Genomic DNA, 16,481 nt, shown 5'->3' on the forward strand with positions numbered 1-16,481 from the left:
GCGGGACACCATTTCACAGAAGGGCCGCCCCCACCAGGGCGGCCCTTCTGCATTTCCCCAGGTAACTTGCGTGTGTTTTCCACAGTGTTGACCTTTCTCGCGATATCTCTTGGCATCCCCCGGTGTCGGTGACTACATTGGACGGACGGTCGTCCAACGAAGGACGCCTCACTCACACCCCGGGGAGCACCATGAGCGAGTGCATCACACGTGTGGATCCAGACGACTCCTCACGGCTGAGCGAAATCGGTCAACTCACAGCCCTCGCATACCTCGCAGACGGACTGGTAGACCAAGCCCACCCGTACATCCCTCAGCTCAAGGACGCCCGCACCAGGGCTCACGATGCGGACTTGCTGATCATGGCGGACGGCGTCGACGGGCAAGGGTCAGTCATTGGAACCATCACCGTGGTTCCACCAGGGTCCTCGCTTGCTGAACTAGCCGGACCCGACGAATACGAGCTGCGCATGCTCGCTGTGTCCCCGTTGGAACGCGGCAGAGGCATCGGCGCAAACCTCACCCGCGCGGCCATGGAACGTGCCGTGAACAACGGTGCCCACCGCATCGTCCTGTCCACAATGGAGTCCATGCACGTCGCCCACCGCCTCTACGAGAAACTGGGCTTCGAACGCCGAGAAGACCTCGACTGGACCGTCATCGACAACGCCGACGGTTCGATCACCCGTGTCACCAGCGCAGACGCCGGCGACACCGTTGACGGCCACCTCGCCATCCGGCTCCTTGGCTACTCGTGGGAGCCTCCGCGTCCATAGTGGTGGGTTCACACTGAGGCCCACGCCATTAGACTCGTCGCATGTCTTCCCTCGAACGTTCCGACGTGGCGCGCCTCGCGGCGCTCGCGCGTATTGATATGACCGATGAGGACCTTGACCGTCTGTCTGGGCAGCTCGCTGCCATCGTGGACTCCGTGGCCAAGGTCGCTGAAGTGGCAGGACAAGATGTTCCCGCCACCTCACACCCCATCCCGATGAGCAACGTCCACCGTGCAGACGAAGTCCGCCCCTCGCTCAGCCAAGAAGCAGCACTCTCCAGTGCTCCTCAGGCCGAAGACGGTCGGTTCCGTGTGCCGCAGATTCTTGGGGAGGAAGCATGACCGACTGGACCCGTGCCACAGCGGCACAGATGGTCGCTGCGCTCAAAGCAGGCGACGTCACCTCCGTTGAACTCACCCAAGCGCACCTCGACCGCATCGCCGCAGTCGACACTGACGTACACGCCTTCCTGCACATCGACGCCGAGGGCGCTCTCGCTACCGCGCGCGCCGTTGACGCCGCACGGGCAGCGGGAGAGGAGCTTCCGGAACTCGCAGGCGTGCCGATCGCGGTCAAGGACATCCTCGTCACCGAGGGAATGCCGACGACCGCCGGCTCCACGATCCTTGAAGGTTGGGTTCCCCAATACGACGCGACCGTGACGCGCAAGCTGCGCGAAGCACGGATGCCCATCCTGGGAAAGACCAACATGGATGAGTTCGCGATGGGATCTTCCACTGAACACTCCGGCTTTGGCGCCACACACAACCCCTGGGACCTTGACCGTATTCCCGGTGGCTCCGGTGGTGGCTCCGCCGCAAGCCTGGCGGCATTTGAAGCACCGCTGGCCATCGGCTCTGACACCGGTGGTTCCATCCGCCAGCCCGCATCGGTCACCGCGACCGTGGGCGTGAAGCCCACCTACGGTGGTGTGTCCCGCTACGGTGCCATCGCGCTAGCGAGCTCGCTCGACCAGCTGGGCCCGTGTGCCCGTACGGTCGAGGACGCCGCACTGCTTCACGAAGTCATGGGCGGACACGACCCCATGGACGCCACCAGCCTCAACGAGCCGGTGCCCTCCTGTGTCGCTGCCGCTCGTGAAGGTCGGGAAGCCGACCTCACCGGCGTGCGCATCGGCGTGATCAAGGAACTGTCCGGGGACGGATACCAGCCAGGCGTGGAGCAGCGCTTCGAGGAAAGCCTCGACAAGCTCAAGGCACTCGGCGCCGAAATCGTCGAGGTCTCGTGCCCGTCGTTCGAGTACGCGCTTGCGGCCTACTACCTGATCCTGCCTTCGGAAGCGTCCTCCAACCTTGCCAAGTTTGACTCTGTGCGCTTTGGCAAGAGAGTCGAAAAGGGCAACGTTGAACGCACCATGTCGGCCACGCGTGCAGAAGGCTTTGGCGACGAAGTCAAGCGCCGTATCATCCTGGGCACCTACGCCCTGAGCGCCGGGTACTACGACGCCTACTACGGCTCCGCTCAGAAGGTCCGCACGCTCATCCAGCGTGACTTTGCCGCGGCCTTCGAGCAGGCCGACGTCCTCGTGAGCCCCACCACCCCCACGACGCCGTTCAAGTTGGGTGAACGCATCGACGACCCGCTCGCGATGTACCTCAACGACGTGGCCACCATCCCCGCAAACCTTGCAGGCATCCCCGGAATGTCGCTTCCCTCGGGCTTGGCACCAGAGGACGGATTGCCCACAGGCTTCCAGATCCTGGCTCCGGCGCACGAGGACGCCCGGATGTACCGCATCGGCGCGGCGCTTGAGAAGGCGCTTGCCGACGAATGGGGCGGCCCCTTGGCGGCACAGGCCCCCGAGTTGGAGGTGGCCAAGTGAGCGCCATGACCTACGACAAGGCGATGGAGCAGTTCGACCCGGTCTTCGGAATCGAAGTGCACATCGAACTGAACACCAAGACCAAGATGTTCTGCGGCTGCGCCAACGAGTTCGGTGCCGAGCCGAACACGCAGGTCTGCCCCGTATGCCTGGGCCTGCCCGGATCGATGCCCGTCACGAACGAGAAGGCCGTGGAGTCGGCGATTCGCCTGGGGCTAGCACTGGGATGTTCCATCCGCGAGTCCAGCCGGTTCGCCCGCAAGAACTACTTCTATCCAGACCTGGCGAAGGACTACCAGATCTCGCAGTACGACGAGCCGACTTGCTACGACGGAAGCATCGACGTGGTGTTGGATGACGGTGAAGTGTTCACCATCGGCATTGAGCGTGCGCACATGGAAGAAGACGCAGGCAAGAACACTCACGTGGGCGGCACCGGCGGTATTCAGGGTGCATCCCACTCCCTCGTGGACTACAACCGCGGCGGTGTGCCACTGGTCGAGATCGTGACCCGTCCCATTACCGGTGCGGGTGCCCGCACCGCTGAAGTCGCTCGCGCCTACGTGGCGACCATCCGCGACTTTGTGAAGGCGCTCGACATCTCCGACGGTCGTATGGAACAGGGCTCGGTTCGTGCCGACGTCAACCTGTCCCTGCGCCCCAAGGCGGCGCCTGGCGAAGACCAGAACGCAGTGCCGTTCGGAAAGCGTTCCGAGACCAAGAACGTGAACTCGCTGCGTGCCATCGAGCGCGCGATCCACCACGAGGCCGCGCGTCAGGCTGAGCTACTGCTCGCAGGCGAGCCTGTGGTGCAGGAGACCCGTCACTGGCACGAGGACACCGGGTCCACCACCCCCGGCCGTTCCAAGGAAGAAGCGGAGGACTACCGGTACTTCCCGGAGCCTGACCTGCTGCCCGTGGAGCCCAGCCGCGAGTGGGTCGAGGAACTCCGGAGCACCATCCCCGAGCACCCCGCGAAAATGCGCGCGCGTCTCATGGAGGAATGGGGCTTCTCTGACCTGGACATGCGTGACGCCGTCAACGCCGATGCCCTGGACCTGATCGCCGCAACCGTGGCGGCCGGTGCCAAGGCACAGGCCGCACGCAAGTGGTGGATGGGCGAACTGGCCCGTACCGCCAACGACCGCGACGTCACTCTCCAAGAGCTGCCGGTCACCCCTGCACACGTGGCGGAACTCCAGGGACTCATCGACGACGGCAAGATCAACGACAAGTTGGCTCGTCAGGCGCTTGAAGGTGTACTTGCCGGCGAAGGCTCGCCCACTGAGGTGGTGGCTTCTCGGGGCCTCGAGGTCGTTTCCGACGACTCCGCCCTGGAGGCTGCCGTTGACGAAGCACTCGCCGCTCAGCCCGATGTCCTGGCGAAGATTCAGGACGGCAAGGTCCAGGCTGCTGGAGCCATCGTGGGAGCGGTCATGAAGGCCACCCGCGGTCAGGCCGATGCTGGGCGTGTGCGGGAAATCATCCTGCAGCGTGCCGGGGTCGAAGGCTAGGCGCTGACGGCACACTGCTGACACGGCATACGCGCCGGGTCGTTCACCTCTTCCGGAGGGACGGCCCGGCGCGTTTTGTTTTTTCGCTGCTAGTCGGTGGCGTGAGTGGGGGTGCCGCTGGGAGAAGCTTCGGGCCGCGCCAGGGAGTTCAGCAGCAGCACCTGCGCCACGATGATCCGTTCGATCTCGTCCGGGTCGACGCTCTCGTCTGACGCGTGAACCCTGGCGAGGGCGACATCCTCGGGCCCCCACAGTACGAACTCGGCGCCAGGGGAGGCGTCGTGGAGGGTTTGCACGAGCGGAATCGAGCCGCCGGAGCCCGCCTCACCGGCGGGTTTGCCGAAAGCCTGAGCCATGGCCTCGCGGGCCGCAGCGTATCCAGGCCCCGACGTGTCGACACGGTACGGCGGTGCCGCCTTGATGGGCGTGACCTCCACCTGAGCACCCCATGGTGCGTGGGTGGACAGGTGGCGGACGAGCGCATCGAGTTCCGCCTGCGGATCAGCGCCGGGAACGATGCGCATGGAGATCTTCGCGCTTGCTTCCGGAAGAATCACATTGGACGAGTCCGCAATGCTGGTGGTGTCGATGCCGATCGCGTTGATGGATGGCTTGGCCCAGAGGCGGTCCGCAATGGTTCCGGTCCCCACGAGGGAGACACCCGGCAGGAGGTCAGCGCCCGCACGGAAGTCCTCCTCCGCCATGTCCGCGCCATCCCACGCTCCGCCGGTCACGCCTTCGACCGTGACGTCTCCGGCATCGTCTTGAAGCGTGGTGAGAAGCCGGGCCAGCGCCATCATGGCGTCGGGTGACGGACCTCCGTAGACGCCTGAGTGAAGCGGATGTTCCAGGGTGCGGACGGTGACGGTGCAGGACACGTCACCACGCAGGGCTGTGGTCATGACAGGCTCGCCCACGCGGAGGTTGCCCATATCCGCGATGACGAACAGATCGCAGGCAAAGAGGTCGGGATGCGCGTCCACAAACTCTTCGAGGTTGCTTTCCGTCTCTTCCATCCCCTCGATGATGATGCGCAGCGTGCAGGGGAAGTTGCCGTCGAATGCGCGCAGCGTCCCCAGGATGCTGACGAGTCCGGACTTGTCATCGGCGGCGCCACGGCCGTAGATGCGACCATCCCGGTGGGTAGCGGTCCAGGGGTCGGTGGTCCAGCCCTGAGACTCGGGTGCGGGCTGGACGTCGTAGTGGGCGTACAAGACGACGGTGGGCGAACCTTCCGGGCCGCGCACTTCACCGTAGATAGGCGGGTATCCGTGGGGCACGTCTGCGAAATGTGCGTTCGGGACGCCTGCCTCGCGAAGTATCTCCAACGTTCGCTGCGCCATGCGTTCCACAGGCTCCGCAGGGAAGCCCGGGAACGCTACGGACGGCAGCGCGATCAGTTCTTCAAGGTCGCCGATCACCCCAGGCATGAGGGAGTGAACACGGGCAGAAACATCGTCAATGGTCATGGGAGAAGCCTTTCACGAGCGCTCGGACAGGGTCATACCAAGGCTCCAATGGCGGCACCGGCGGCAACCGTCGTGACCACCATCACCAGCATCGGGACGAAGAAACTGTGGTCCAGCAACTTGGTACCGAGCTTGGTAGAGCCCGTCTGGTCAAAGTTTGCGGCGGCGATCTGCGGGCCATTGGCGGGCAGCGTGTACACGCCACCGAGTGCGCCGGCCCACATACCGGTGATGATTCCCGGCGGCATTCCGGCGGCAAGACCGATGGGCACGATCGCACGCGTTGCCGTGGACTGGCTGGTGGTCATCGCTGCCACCAGGAACACCGCGACGGCGAACAAGAACGTCCAATCGGTCACCCATTCTCCTACGGTGCTGATGATGTAGTCCTGGTGTGCGGTGATGAACGTAGCGGTGAGCCAGGCGATTCCGAAAAGGGCAATCGCTGACACCATGCCAGCACTGAACACGGATTGGGTGGGGACGTCGCTCATCGTGGGCCGGCCCACGATGATGATGAGCGCCGCGACGACCAGCATGATCAGCACAATGGTCACCGTCATGGACACGGGCGTGGCAACGCCGTCCACGGTGGAAGAGGGGCGCAGGTCCGGGAAGATTCCGAATGTCACGATCGCCATCACGCCGGCGAGGAACACGAGTGCGGCGTTGCGGCCACGCGCGGTGTAGGTCAGGTGCGCCGATGCGCGGGCCCCATCGCTGGCGGCACCGGGTTGGGGGAGTTCTCCGGTGGCGATGCGGCGCTGGATCTCCGGGTCATCGTCGAAGTCGCGCCACAGGTGGTTGGTGACGATCGCGGTCACGACGATGCCGATCACGCACGCCGGGATGGTGATCACCAAGATGGTGCCCAGGCCGAGGTTGTACGGGGCGACATCGGTCAGGGTCAGCATGGCGGCCATGGCTGCGGAAACCGGCGAGGCAGCGAGCGCGATGCCGGACTGTACGACAGTGACGGTCAGTGGCCGCGAGGGGCGAATGCGGTTGCGGTACGACACGTCGTAGATCACTGGCAGCAGCGGATAGATGATGTTACCGGTGCCAGCGCCGGCACAGAACGCAAAAGCCGTCAGCGGTGCGATCACGGTGACTTGGCGCGGTCGCCTTTCGATCACCCGTGCCGCCATCGCCACCATCCAGTCGATTCCGCCGGACGCCTGCATGAGAGCCGCCGCGGTGACGACCGCGAGAATGATGAGGATCGCGTCCACGGGTGGCTCGCCGGGCGCCTCGCCGAAGACAAACACCAGCACAAACGTGCCCACGCCGCCCCACACGCCCACGCCAATGCCGCTCGCGCGCGTACCCATGACGATCGCACCCAGCACCACGAGTGCCTCGAGCACAAAGATGATGTCCACTCAGGTCCGCCCTCGCTCGCCGGTATGAGCCCGCATCGGCCCTTGAGCCGACTTTACGCCGGAACAGGCCGATGCGCCTGGTAAGTCGCGTAGCGGCGGCGGGGGAATATCATCGGAGCATGGACACCCCCGCGCGCATCAAACTCGCCGATGTCGCGGCCGCCGCCGGGGTGTCGGTTCCGACGGTTTCCAAGGTGGTCAACGGGCGTTACGGAGTTTCTGCCGCCACCACCGAAGCTGTCCAACGTGCCATCGACGAGTTGGGATACGCAGGTAACCTCTCCGCCGCAGCATTGCGTGCGGGCAAGACGCAAGTACTGGGCGTGCTGGTGGCGGAGTTCGATCCCTTCGCGGCGGAACTGCTCAAAGGGGCGGACAAGGCGGCACGTGGGTCCGGCTATGAACTGCTCGCGCACTCGGGTGGGTTCACGCATGGGTGGGAACGTCGCTCTCTGGCGCGTTTGGGGGGCACCCTGATCGACGGTGCGGTGATCGTGACACCCACGGTGCTCGACGGAGACATGGTGGTGCCCGTGGTTGCCGTTGACCCGCACTTTGGCCCCAACCGGCTTCCCACCATCGACGTCGACAACTTTGACGGGACCTTGCAAGCCACCCACCACCTCATCGAACTGGGGCACCGGCGCATCGGCTTCCTGGGCGGCCGTAGCGAACTGGACTCGGCTCAGTCACGCGAAGGCGGTTTCCGCCACGCGCACGCGCAGGCTGGCCTCGAGGTTGACCCCACGCTCGTGGTGGAAGCGCGCTACCAAGCAGAGCTGGCCGCCACCATCACCGAGTCATGGCTCGACAGCGCCAACCCGCCTACCGCGATCGTGGGTGCGAACGATGTCTCGGCGATCGCGGCCATGAACGTCGCTCAGAACCGCGGACTCTCTGTGCCGGCGGATCTCTCGGTCGTGGGTTTTGACGATGTGCCCGACGCGGCACTCGCCACGCCCCCGCTGACGACCGTGCGTGAACCCTTGCACGACATGGGAGCGGCCGCGATGCAGATGCTGCTCGACCGCATCGATGGCAACTCCACCGACACCCACGTGCGGCTCCCGATTGAACTCGTGCTGCGAGACTCGACGGCCCCGCCCCGTCCTGGGCGAGCGTGACAGACTAGCGCCGTGATCACTGTCTCCGTTCCCACCCCAGAAGTAGCCGATGCCATTGGCGAGGTCCCCGCCGACGTCCGCGTGGTGGTGTGGAACCCTGCGGAAAGTGACCCGCCCACCGCAGAACGCGACCACATCACGATGGCGTGCCTCGCGCATCGGACCGGTGGCCGCACCCTCTACGGCAGGCTCGGGACACTGCCTGCTCTGGCCGCAATCCAGATTCCCTCGGCCGGCTACGAGCACGCCGTGCCGTTCGTGCCTGCGGGGGTTGCCTTGTGCAATGCGCGTGGCGTGCATGACACGCGGACAGCGGAGATGGCGCTCCTGCTCACGCTCGCGTCTCAACGTGCACTGCCACGTTTCTTCGACGCTCAACAGCGGGGTGTCTGGGATGCGTACGAGACCGCGCCCTCTCTGGCCGATGCGCGCGTCCTCATCGTGGGCTACGGGTCCATTGGCGCCGCGATCGGGGCGCGCATGCGCGCTTGCGAAGCTCACGTTGAGGGGGTCGCTCGGTCGGCGCGTACCGCCCCCGACGGTGTCGTGGTGCACGCCGTCGAAGACCTGCCCGCGCTGCTGCCTCGGTTCGACATCGTGGTGGTCGTGACCCCGCACGACGACAGCACCGACAAGTTGGTCGATGCGCGCTTCCTCGCCGCAATGCCCAACGACGCACTTCTGGTGAACGTGGGCCGGGGAGCCGTCGTGGATACCGACGCCCTGCTCGCAGAGGTCACGTCAGGACGGCTGCGCGCAGCGCTCGACGTGGTCGACCCAGAACCGCTACCCGAAGGTCACCCGCTGTACACGGCACCCGGCGTTATCCTGACTCCGCACGTGGCAGGCTTCGCGCAACTGACAGACCCACGCTACGTGGCGCTCGTCCACGCCCAAATCGACGCTCTCCGGTCAGGCGCGGGCCCCGTCAACGTGGTCGCCGTGGGCCGCGCCTAGTCATCACGACTGGTCAGGCGAACTTCGACGAGTCGACCAGCGCCTCCGCATCAGACCAGCGGATCCAACTGCTGACAATCTCGCCGATCTCATCGCGCAGCAGTTCGGCCTCAGCAATCGAGATCACATGCATGGCGCGTGCATCACGTGGCGCGAACTCCAGGTGCGGAAACCGCTGCGGCAGAAGACCCGCCTTATGGAAGATCAACGTGGCATACATGGAGCCCTTGGGATAGAAACTCGCCATCGCCCGGCCCTTGTAGGTGAACGTCGGCGTAGACCATCGGATGCACTCATCGATTCGTGAGTCTGAGACCAGCACAATGCGGCGCACCCTCTCAATGACCTCCTGCATGGGAGTGTCGTGGTGCGCCATCCAGACGTTGACCTCAGCGACGGTCATACCTCGAAACTAGCGCGATCGCTGGGCTTTCGCGCGCTGGTACATCTCCAACGTCACCGCTCGCTCAGCCTTGTGGTCGAGCATCGGCGTGGGATATCCGGGAGTGTCCAACTCAGGGATCCACCGCTCTACATAGCGACGCTGGGGGTCGAACTTGTCCCGCTGTGACTCAGGATTGAAGATTCGAAAGAACGGCGCCGCGTCACGGCCTGTGCCAGCGACCCACTGCCAGTTCAGTTGGTTCTGGGCGTGGTCATAGTCGACGAGTGCACGCCGAAAGTGGTCTGCGCCGCGTTGCCATGGCACCCGCAAGTCCTTCACCAAGAAGCTCGCGACGACCATCCGCACACGATTGTGCATCCACCCGGTCTGCGCCAACTGACGCATCCCCGCATCCACCATCGGAAAGCCCGTGAGGCCGTCACGCCAAGCCATGAACGCGGCGTCCGCCTTGGTGCCGGCCACCCAGTCCTGATTGCTCAACACCGGGGTCAATGACTCGCGGCGTGCTCCAGGATGGTGGAAGAGGACGTCCGCATGGAACTCACGCCACGCCAACTCAGATTCGAAGATACGAGCACTCGGATGGTCATGGCGCGCAGCGGCAGCCAACACCGTACGCGGATGGATCTGACCGAACGCCAGCGCCGTGGACAGGTGAGAAGTGGAGTCAAGGTCCGGGCGGTCGCGTTCACTTTGGTAACGGTCAAGGGCATCGTCCACGAATGAGCCAAAGTCCGCCAGCACACGCTCCTCGCGAAACTCGTGCGGCGCGAGCAACGGATCCGTGGTGTCGCCGTGAGCGGCCATCTGGTCAAGATCCACATCCTGGTCCGATGCGCTCAGCCGGTCCCAGCCGTGTCCGTCCAGCGCGGGAGCAGGGGAGCGCCAGCCGTGCGCACGCCAGGACTCTCGGAACGGCGTGAACACCTTGTAAGGGTCCCCGTCGGACTTACGAACCCGGCCAGGAGCCACTGCGTACGGTGAACCCACGAACCGCAGTTCGCGGCCGTCCGCCTCAAGTGCAGTGCGCACCGCGTCTTGGGTCGCAACCCCTGAGGGGCTGAACTCCTGCGCCGCCCACACCACCGACGCATCGGCCTGACGCGCTGCCTCCGTGACGACCTGTGCGGGCTCCCCGCGACGGACCGACAATGCGCCGCCCATCGCTTCACGCAACTGCCATGCCACCCGGGCAAGGTGCGCCACCCGACGCCCCGACCAGAAGTGGACTCCTGGCGTCCAACACATGATCGCCGCATGGTTGCGAGACTCAGCAGCGCTCGCGGCCGCAGGATTGTCGGCCAGCCGCATGTCGCGGCGCACCCACCAAAGACTGGAGTCAGGGACTGTCATGCCCGGTAGAACGGCGGCGGCCGCCCAGGTGTTCCCGGACGGCCGCCGCTGAAGGTGCAGTCTGCGGTGTTGTACGCGGACTGCGTATGGGCTGCCAGCCTCCCAAGGGGGGTGGTGGGAGGCGAACCCACAAGGAGAACTACTTTAAGGGATGTTTGGGGCCTACGCGTTCACCAGGGCGTGACGCTTGACGTGATCCACGGTCGCGTTGACGAAGTTTGCGAGGATGGCCTGCGAGGTCTCGTCCTGGACTGAGCCGTCGGCGGCGAATGCCTCGGGACGGAAGTGGAAGAAGGTCTCGGGCTGGCCCAAAGTGGCGGCGTTGAAGTGCCCCAGGATTGCACGCAGGTGCTGCTGAGCCGCGGCGGTGCCGGTCGTGCCGATCGAAGCGCCCATGATCGCCACGGGCTTGCCGTTGAAGGAGTTCTGGCCCCAGGGACGCGACGACCAGTCCAGAGCGTTCTTGAGGACGCCGGGGATCGAGCGCGAGTATTCGGGGGTCACGATGATGACGCCATCAACAGATTCGATGGCGTTCTTGAGCTCCACCGCAGACTCCGGGTAGGAGGCATCGAGTTCATAGTTGTAGAGCGGGAGGTCCTTGATCTCGATGATCTCGAACTGCGCGTCCGGGTCGGTGGCGAGTGCGGGAAGGGCGTTTGCGACGACGCGGTTGATGGAGCCGGAAGCAATGGAGCCGACGATGATGCCGATGCGGGGCATGCGGGTGTCCTTTCGATGAGATCACTGGGGAAGTGGCCACCAGCAGTGGTGGCTACATCGGCTCTAACAATACGTGATGTCTCAACTATTCCAAACGCAACTAAATTTCTTCCACAAGCCCCCGTGTAGACGCCCAGCAGACCCTGAGCTGTTCGCCGCCGCAGGGCAGTCCGGTGCGCTCAGTGAGTGCGAGGAACGAGCCGTTGCAGCTGAGTGACATGGTCGGGGGTGAGCTCCGCTACTGACGCGACGCCCAGCAACTTCATGGTCCGCACGATCTCACGGCGCAGAATGTCGATCGTGCGGTCCACACCCTCGCGGCCGCCGGCCATGAGCCCGTACAGGTATGCACGGCCTACGAGCGTGAAGTCCGCTCCCATGGCGAGCGCCGCGACGATGTCCGCGCCCGACATGATCCCGGTGTCGAGGATGATCTCGGCCTCGTCGCCGAGCTCCCGACGCACCTCCGGCAGCAGGTGGAACGGGATGGGCGCGCGGTCCAGCTGCCGGCCGCCGTGATTGCTCAGCACGATGCCGTCCGCGCCGGCGTCCATCACGGCTTTTGCGTCCGCAACGGTCTGGATGCCCTTGACGAAGATCTTGCCGTTCCACTGCTCGCGGATCCACGCGAGGTCGTCGAAGTCCAGCGTGGGGTCGAACAGCGCGTCCAGCAGCTCGCCGATGGTGCCGTCCCACTCCGACAGCGACGCGAAGGTCAGCGGCTCTGTGGTGAGGAAGTTCACCCACCATTCGGGGCGCGGAATCGCGTTGAGTACGGTCTTGGGGGTCAGCTGCGGCGGGATGGTGAAGCCGTTGTAGCTGTCGCGCAGGCGGGCACCCGCGACGGGCACGTCCACCGTGACCAGCAGGGTGTCGAAGCCGGACTCCGCAGCGCGGGTCACGAGGTCCATCGACTTGTCGCGATCCTTCTGCATGTACAGCTGGAACCAGTTGCGACCGTCGGGGTTAGCCTTTGCCACACCCTCGGGCGAGGTGGTGCCCACGGTCGACAGTGAAAACGGGATGCCCGCCGCGGCCGCCGCAGACGCGCCGGCGCGCTCTCCCTCCGAATGCATCATGCGGGTGAAGCCCGTGGGTGCGATGCCAAATGGCAGGGCAGAGGTGCCGCCTGCGATCTCGACGGACGTGTCGACGGCGGAGACGTCGCGCAGGATGGCCGGGTGGAACTCGATGTCCCGGAAGGCCTGGCGCGCGCGGGCGAGCGAGAGCTCCGCTTCGGCAGCGCCGTCGGTGTAGTCGAACGCGCCCTTGGGGGTGCGCCGCTTGGCGATCTTGCGTAGATCTGCGATGGTGTGCGCCTTCGCGAGCCGCCGCTTGCGTCCGTCCATCTCGAACTTCTTGAAGCGCATGAGCGGCGCCAGCTCGTTTGGCTTGGGGAAGTGTCGGTCTTGCTTCACGTCAGACTCCTTCAGTCCTGGTACGCGCTGCGGTGTCACGAGTGGGGGTCGAATGAACGCGGTTCGAAGGTGCGCCGCACGAGGTCTCGCATCGACTCTAGAGTGCCGTCGATCGCGCCCAGCGCGCGACCTTGCACCAGCACATTGCCCAGCGCTGTGGCCTCGACGGGACCGGCGATGACGGTCAGTCCGGAGTGGTCCGCCGTGCGCTGACAGAGCAGCTCGTTGAGCGCGCCGCCTCCCACCATGTGGATCGTGTCGACATGCTGCCCTGAGAGGGCCGATGCCGTGGCCACCGCCCGCGCGAATGCTTGGGCCAGGCTCTCGATGATCGAGCGGGCGAGTTCAGCGCGGCCGGACGGCGCGGCGAGGCCGCGCTCGGTGCACCACTGGGCGATGCGCGCGGGCATGTCCCCGGGGGCCATGAACACGGGGTCGTTCGCGTCGAAGACCGGAACGTCCGGGCCCACCGCAGCGGCCTCCGCGAGCAGACGCTCCAGGTTGATCTGCTCGCCGTCGCGCTCCCACGTGCGAATGGACTCGCTCAGTAGCCATAGGCCCATGACGTTGTGCAGGAACCGCGTGCGGCCATCCACGCCGCCCTCGTTCGTGAAGTTGGCCTCGCGTGCAGCATCGGTGAGCACCGGCCGCTCGGTCTCGACGCCCACCAGGCCCCACGTCCCGCAGGAGATGTACGCGCCTCCCGACTCGCGCATCGGCGCTGCGACCACCGCGGAAGCGGTGTCATGGCTGCCCACGGCGACCACCTGTGCGTCGGCAAGGCCGGTGTGCTGTGCGGGCGCGGATAGCAGCGGGCCGATGCGAGTACCGGCTTCCACGAGTTCCGGCAGCAGGGAGGGGGTCAGGTTGAGCAGCGACACCAGCTCGTGGTCCCACTCGCGCGTCGCGACATCGAGCAGCCCGGTCGTGGAGGCGTTGGTGCGTTCGGCGACCTCGCGGCCGGTGAGCCAGTAGGCGAGCAGGTCCGGCACCAGCAGCAGGCGATCCGCGGCGGCCAGCACCGCGGAGTCCTCGGCCTCGAGCTGGTAGAGCGTGTTGAATGGCAGGAACTGCAACCCGCTGCGGCGGTAGAGATCCGCGAACGGCACGCGCGCATGCACGCGCTCCACGGCGAGCTCATTGCGGGCGTCGCGGTAGTGGAACGGCTCTCCGAGCGACCGACCAGCGCGGAGCAGTCCGTAGTCGACGGCCCATGAGTCGATGCCGATTGATGCGACGTCCTTCTCCCACGTGCGGGCGTCGCGCAGCCCATCCAGTGCCGCGCGGTACAGGCCCTGGATGTTCCAGTGCAGACCGTCGGGAAGCGAGACGGGGCCGTTCGCGAAGCGTGCGACCTGACGGATCCGCAGCGTGTCGGCACCGACGTGCCCCACCATGACGCGGCCGCTGGTGGCTCCCAGGTCGACCGCGGCGACCGCCGCAGTAGACCCTGGTGCCGTGCTCATCGCAGGAAGGCGGCTGCCACGCCTGCGTCCACCGGCACGTGCAGGCCGGTGGTGTGGGTCATGTCGGGGCCGGTGAGGACCACGGCCGCATTCGCCACGTGCTCGGGCAGCACCTCGCGCTTCAGGATGGTGCGCTGGGCGTAGAACTTGCCCAGGTCGTCCTCCTCGATGCCGTAGGTCTTGGCGCGGTTGGCGCCCCAGCCGCCGGCGAAGATGCCGGAGCCACGGACCACGCCGTCGGGATTGATGCCGTTGACCTTGATGCCGTGCTCGCCCAGCTCGACGGCGAGCAGTCGCACCTGGTGAGCCTGGTCGGCCTTGGTCGCGGAGTAGGCGATGTTGTTGGGGCCGGCGAAGACCGAGTTCTTGGACGCGATGTACAGGATGTCGCCGCCCATCTCCTGCGCGATCATCGCGCGCGCCGCGGCCTGCGAGACCAGAAACGATCCCTTGGCCATGACGTCGTGCTGGAGGTCCCAGTCCTTCTCGGTGGTCTCGAGCAACGGCTTGGACAACGACAGGCCAGCGTTGTTGACAATCAGGTCGATGCCGCCGAACGCGAGAACCGCCTCGTTCACCGCTGCCTGCACCGCATCGGCGCTGCTGACGTCGATCTGCACGCCCACCGCGACGTCGGTGGAGCCCAGCTCCGCCGCGGCCTCCTGGGCCTTGGCGAGATCGAGGTCCGCGATGACCACGCACGCGCCCTCGCCGGCCAGGCGCGTCGCGATGGCCTTGCCGATGCCCGAGGCCGCGCCGGTGACGAATGCGACGCGGGTCGCGTGCGACTTGGGCTTCGGCATCCGCTGGAGTTTGGCCTCCTCGAGGGCCCAGTACTCGATACGGAACTTCTCGTAGTCCGAGATGGGGGTGTACGTGGACAGGGCCTCAGCGCCGCGCATCACGTTGATGGCATTGATGTAGAACTCGGAGGCCACGCGTGCGGTCTGCTTGTTCGCGCCGAACGAGAACATGCCCACTCCGGGAACCAGCACGATCAGCGGATCTGCGCCGCGAATGGCGGGGGAGTCCTCGGTTGCGTGAGCGTCGTAGTACGCCTGGTAGTCGGCGCGGTACTCGGTGTGCAGCTCCTTGAGACGCGCGATGGCGTCCTCGACCGGAGCGTCCGCGGGCAGGTCGAGCACCATGGGCTTGACCTTGGTGCGCAGGAAGTGGTCGGGGCAGGACGTGCCCAGTGCGGCCAGGCGCGGGTGCTCGGCGCTCGCGAGGAAGTCCAGCACTTCGTCCGCGTCGGTGAAGTGGCCCACCATGGGCTTGTCGGTCGATGCCAGGCCGCGAATCGTGGGAGCGAGCGCGGCCGCCTTGGCGCGTCGCGCATCGGCCTCCAGAGCACCGTAGCCCTCAAGCGCTGTGCCGAACGGGTTGGCCTTGCCGTGGCTCTTGATGTACGCGGCCGCGGTGTCGATGATCTGCAGCGAACGCGCCTCGCACTCCTCGGAGGTGTCGCCCCACGCGGTGATGCCGTGGCCGCCCAGGATGCAGCCGATCGCCTGCGGATTCGCCGCCTTGATCGCCGCGATGTCCAGGCCCAGCTGGAAACCGGGGCGGCGCCACGGCACCCACACCACCTGGTCGCCGAAGATCTTCTGCGTCAGCTCCTCGCCGTCGGCAGCGGTCGCGATCGCGATCCCGGAGTCCGGGTGGAGGTGGTCGACGTGCGCTGCGTCCACGAGGCCGTGCATCGCGGTATCGATGCTCGGAGCGGCGCCGCCCTTGCCGTGGAGGCAGAAGTCGAAGGCCGCGACCATCTCGTCCTCACGGTCGATGCCGGGGTGGACGTCCACGAGCGCGCGCATGCGGTCCAGGCGTAGCGCTGCCAGGCCGGCTTCCTTGAGTGTGCCCAAGTCGCCACCGGAGCCCTTGACCCACACCAGCTCGGTGGGCTGGCCGGTGACCGGGTCGGTCTCGGTGCCCTTCGCAGATGTGTTGCCACCCGCGTAGTTGGTGTTCTTGGGGTCCGAGCCCAAGCGGTTCGAGCGCGTGATGAGGTCGGAGACCACGGGGTTCGTCATGAGGGGGTCCTTTCGGG

14 protein-coding genes are annotated in these 16,481 nt (G+C 65.9%); 6 read left to right on the forward strand and 8 right to left on the reverse strand.

Annotated elements, in window-relative coordinates:
• Positions 1-191 precede the first annotated feature (191 nt).
• Genes ON058_RS04470 through gatB form a run of 4 tightly spaced genes read left to right on the forward strand, consistent with a single transcriptional unit; the run spans position 192 to position 4,133 of the window.
• Positions 192-776: an N-acetyltransferase gene (locus tag ON058_RS04470; RefSeq protein WP_274667840.1), complete on the forward strand. Its 585-nt coding sequence runs from the start codon at positions 192-194 to the stop codon at positions 774-776.
• Between the two features lie 41 nt (positions 777-817).
• Positions 818-1,117 carry an Asp-tRNA(Asn)/Glu-tRNA(Gln) amidotransferase subunit GatC gene (gatC, locus tag ON058_RS04475; protein WP_274667841.1) on the forward strand — a complete coding sequence of 100 codons (300 nt, stop codon included), beginning with the start codon at positions 818-820 and terminating at the stop codon, positions 1,115-1,117.
• Complete coding sequence (gene gatA / locus ON058_RS04480) at positions 1,114-2,619, forward strand: Asp-tRNA(Asn)/Glu-tRNA(Gln) amidotransferase subunit GatA (protein ID WP_274667842.1); 1,506 nt, start codon at positions 1,114-1,116, stop codon at positions 2,617-2,619. Before gatC ends, gatA begins: the two co-directional genes overlap by 4 nt.
• 5 nt (positions 2,620-2,624) lie before the next feature.
• Positions 2,625-4,133 carry an Asp-tRNA(Asn)/Glu-tRNA(Gln) amidotransferase subunit GatB gene (gene gatB / locus ON058_RS04485; RefSeq protein WP_274668399.1) on the forward strand — a complete coding sequence of 503 codons (1,509 nt, stop codon included), beginning with the start codon at positions 2,625-2,627 and terminating at the stop codon, positions 4,131-4,133.
• A gap of 89 nt (positions 4,134-4,222) precedes the next feature.
• On the opposite strand, the gene ON058_RS04490 is transcribed toward gatB, so the two are convergent.
• Together ON058_RS04490 and ON058_RS04495 are read right to left on the reverse strand one after the other, a co-directional pair.
• On the reverse strand, positions 4,223-5,602 hold the full coding sequence (locus ON058_RS04490; RefSeq protein WP_274667843.1) for a M20/M25/M40 family metallo-hydrolase: 1,380 nt from the start codon (positions 5,600-5,602) through the stop codon (positions 4,223-4,225).
• Between the two features lie 32 nt (positions 5,603-5,634).
• Positions 5,635-6,984: an anaerobic C4-dicarboxylate transporter family protein gene (locus ON058_RS04495; RefSeq protein WP_274667844.1), complete on the reverse strand. Its 1,350-nt coding sequence runs from the start codon at positions 6,982-6,984 to the stop codon at positions 5,635-5,637.
• A gap of 119 nt (positions 6,985-7,103) precedes the next feature.
• On the opposite strand from ON058_RS04495, the gene ON058_RS04500 reads away from it, so the two are divergent.
• Both ON058_RS04500 and ON058_RS04505 read left to right on the forward strand, forming a co-directional pair.
• Positions 7,104-8,108: a LacI family DNA-binding transcriptional regulator gene (locus tag ON058_RS04500; RefSeq protein ID WP_274667845.1), complete on the forward strand. Its 1,005-nt coding sequence runs from the start codon at positions 7,104-7,106 to the stop codon at positions 8,106-8,108.
• 12 nt (positions 8,109-8,120) lie between these two features.
• Positions 8,121-9,065 carry a 2-hydroxyacid dehydrogenase gene (locus ON058_RS04505; protein WP_274667846.1) on the forward strand — a complete coding sequence of 315 codons (945 nt, stop codon included), beginning with the start codon at positions 8,121-8,123 and terminating at the stop codon, positions 9,063-9,065.
• Positions 9,066-9,078: 13 nt separating this feature from the next.
• On the opposite strand, the gene ON058_RS04510 is transcribed toward ON058_RS04505, so the two are convergent.
• The 6 genes from ON058_RS04510 to ON058_RS04535 form a co-directional block, all read right to left on the reverse strand.
• Positions 9,079-9,468: a DUF1801 domain-containing protein gene (locus ON058_RS04510; RefSeq protein ID WP_274667847.1), complete on the reverse strand. Its 390-nt coding sequence runs from the start codon at positions 9,466-9,468 to the stop codon at positions 9,079-9,081.
• A 9-nt stretch (positions 9,469-9,477) separates the two neighbouring features.
• Entirely contained in the window at positions 9,478-10,824 is a 1,347-nt protein-coding gene (locus ON058_RS04515; RefSeq protein WP_274667848.1) for a deoxyribodipyrimidine photo-lyase, read from the reverse strand.
• Between the two features lie 162 nt (positions 10,825-10,986).
• Entirely contained in the window at positions 10,987-11,547 is a 561-nt protein-coding gene (locus ON058_RS04520) for an NADPH-dependent FMN reductase (protein WP_274667849.1), read from the reverse strand.
• Between the two features lie 179 nt (positions 11,548-11,726).
• Positions 11,727-12,917, reverse strand: a complete 1,191-nt coding sequence (locus tag ON058_RS04525) for an alpha-hydroxy acid oxidase (protein WP_274668400.1) — start codon at positions 12,915-12,917, stop codon at positions 11,727-11,729.
• 83 nt (positions 12,918-13,000) lie between these two features.
• Positions 13,001-14,431: a rhamnulokinase family protein gene (locus ON058_RS04530; RefSeq protein ID WP_274667850.1), complete on the reverse strand. Its 1,431-nt coding sequence runs from the start codon at positions 14,429-14,431 to the stop codon at positions 13,001-13,003.
• Positions 14,428-16,464, reverse strand: a complete 2,037-nt coding sequence (locus tag ON058_RS04535; protein ID WP_274667851.1) for a bifunctional aldolase/short-chain dehydrogenase — start codon at positions 16,462-16,464, stop codon at positions 14,428-14,430. Before ON058_RS04535 ends, ON058_RS04530 begins: the two co-directional genes overlap by 4 nt.
• Positions 16,465-16,481: the final 17 nt, after the last annotated feature.

The organism is Demequina sp. B12 (assembly GCF_028823635.1).
GTDB lineage: Bacteria > Actinomycetota > Actinomycetes > Actinomycetales > Demequinaceae > Demequina.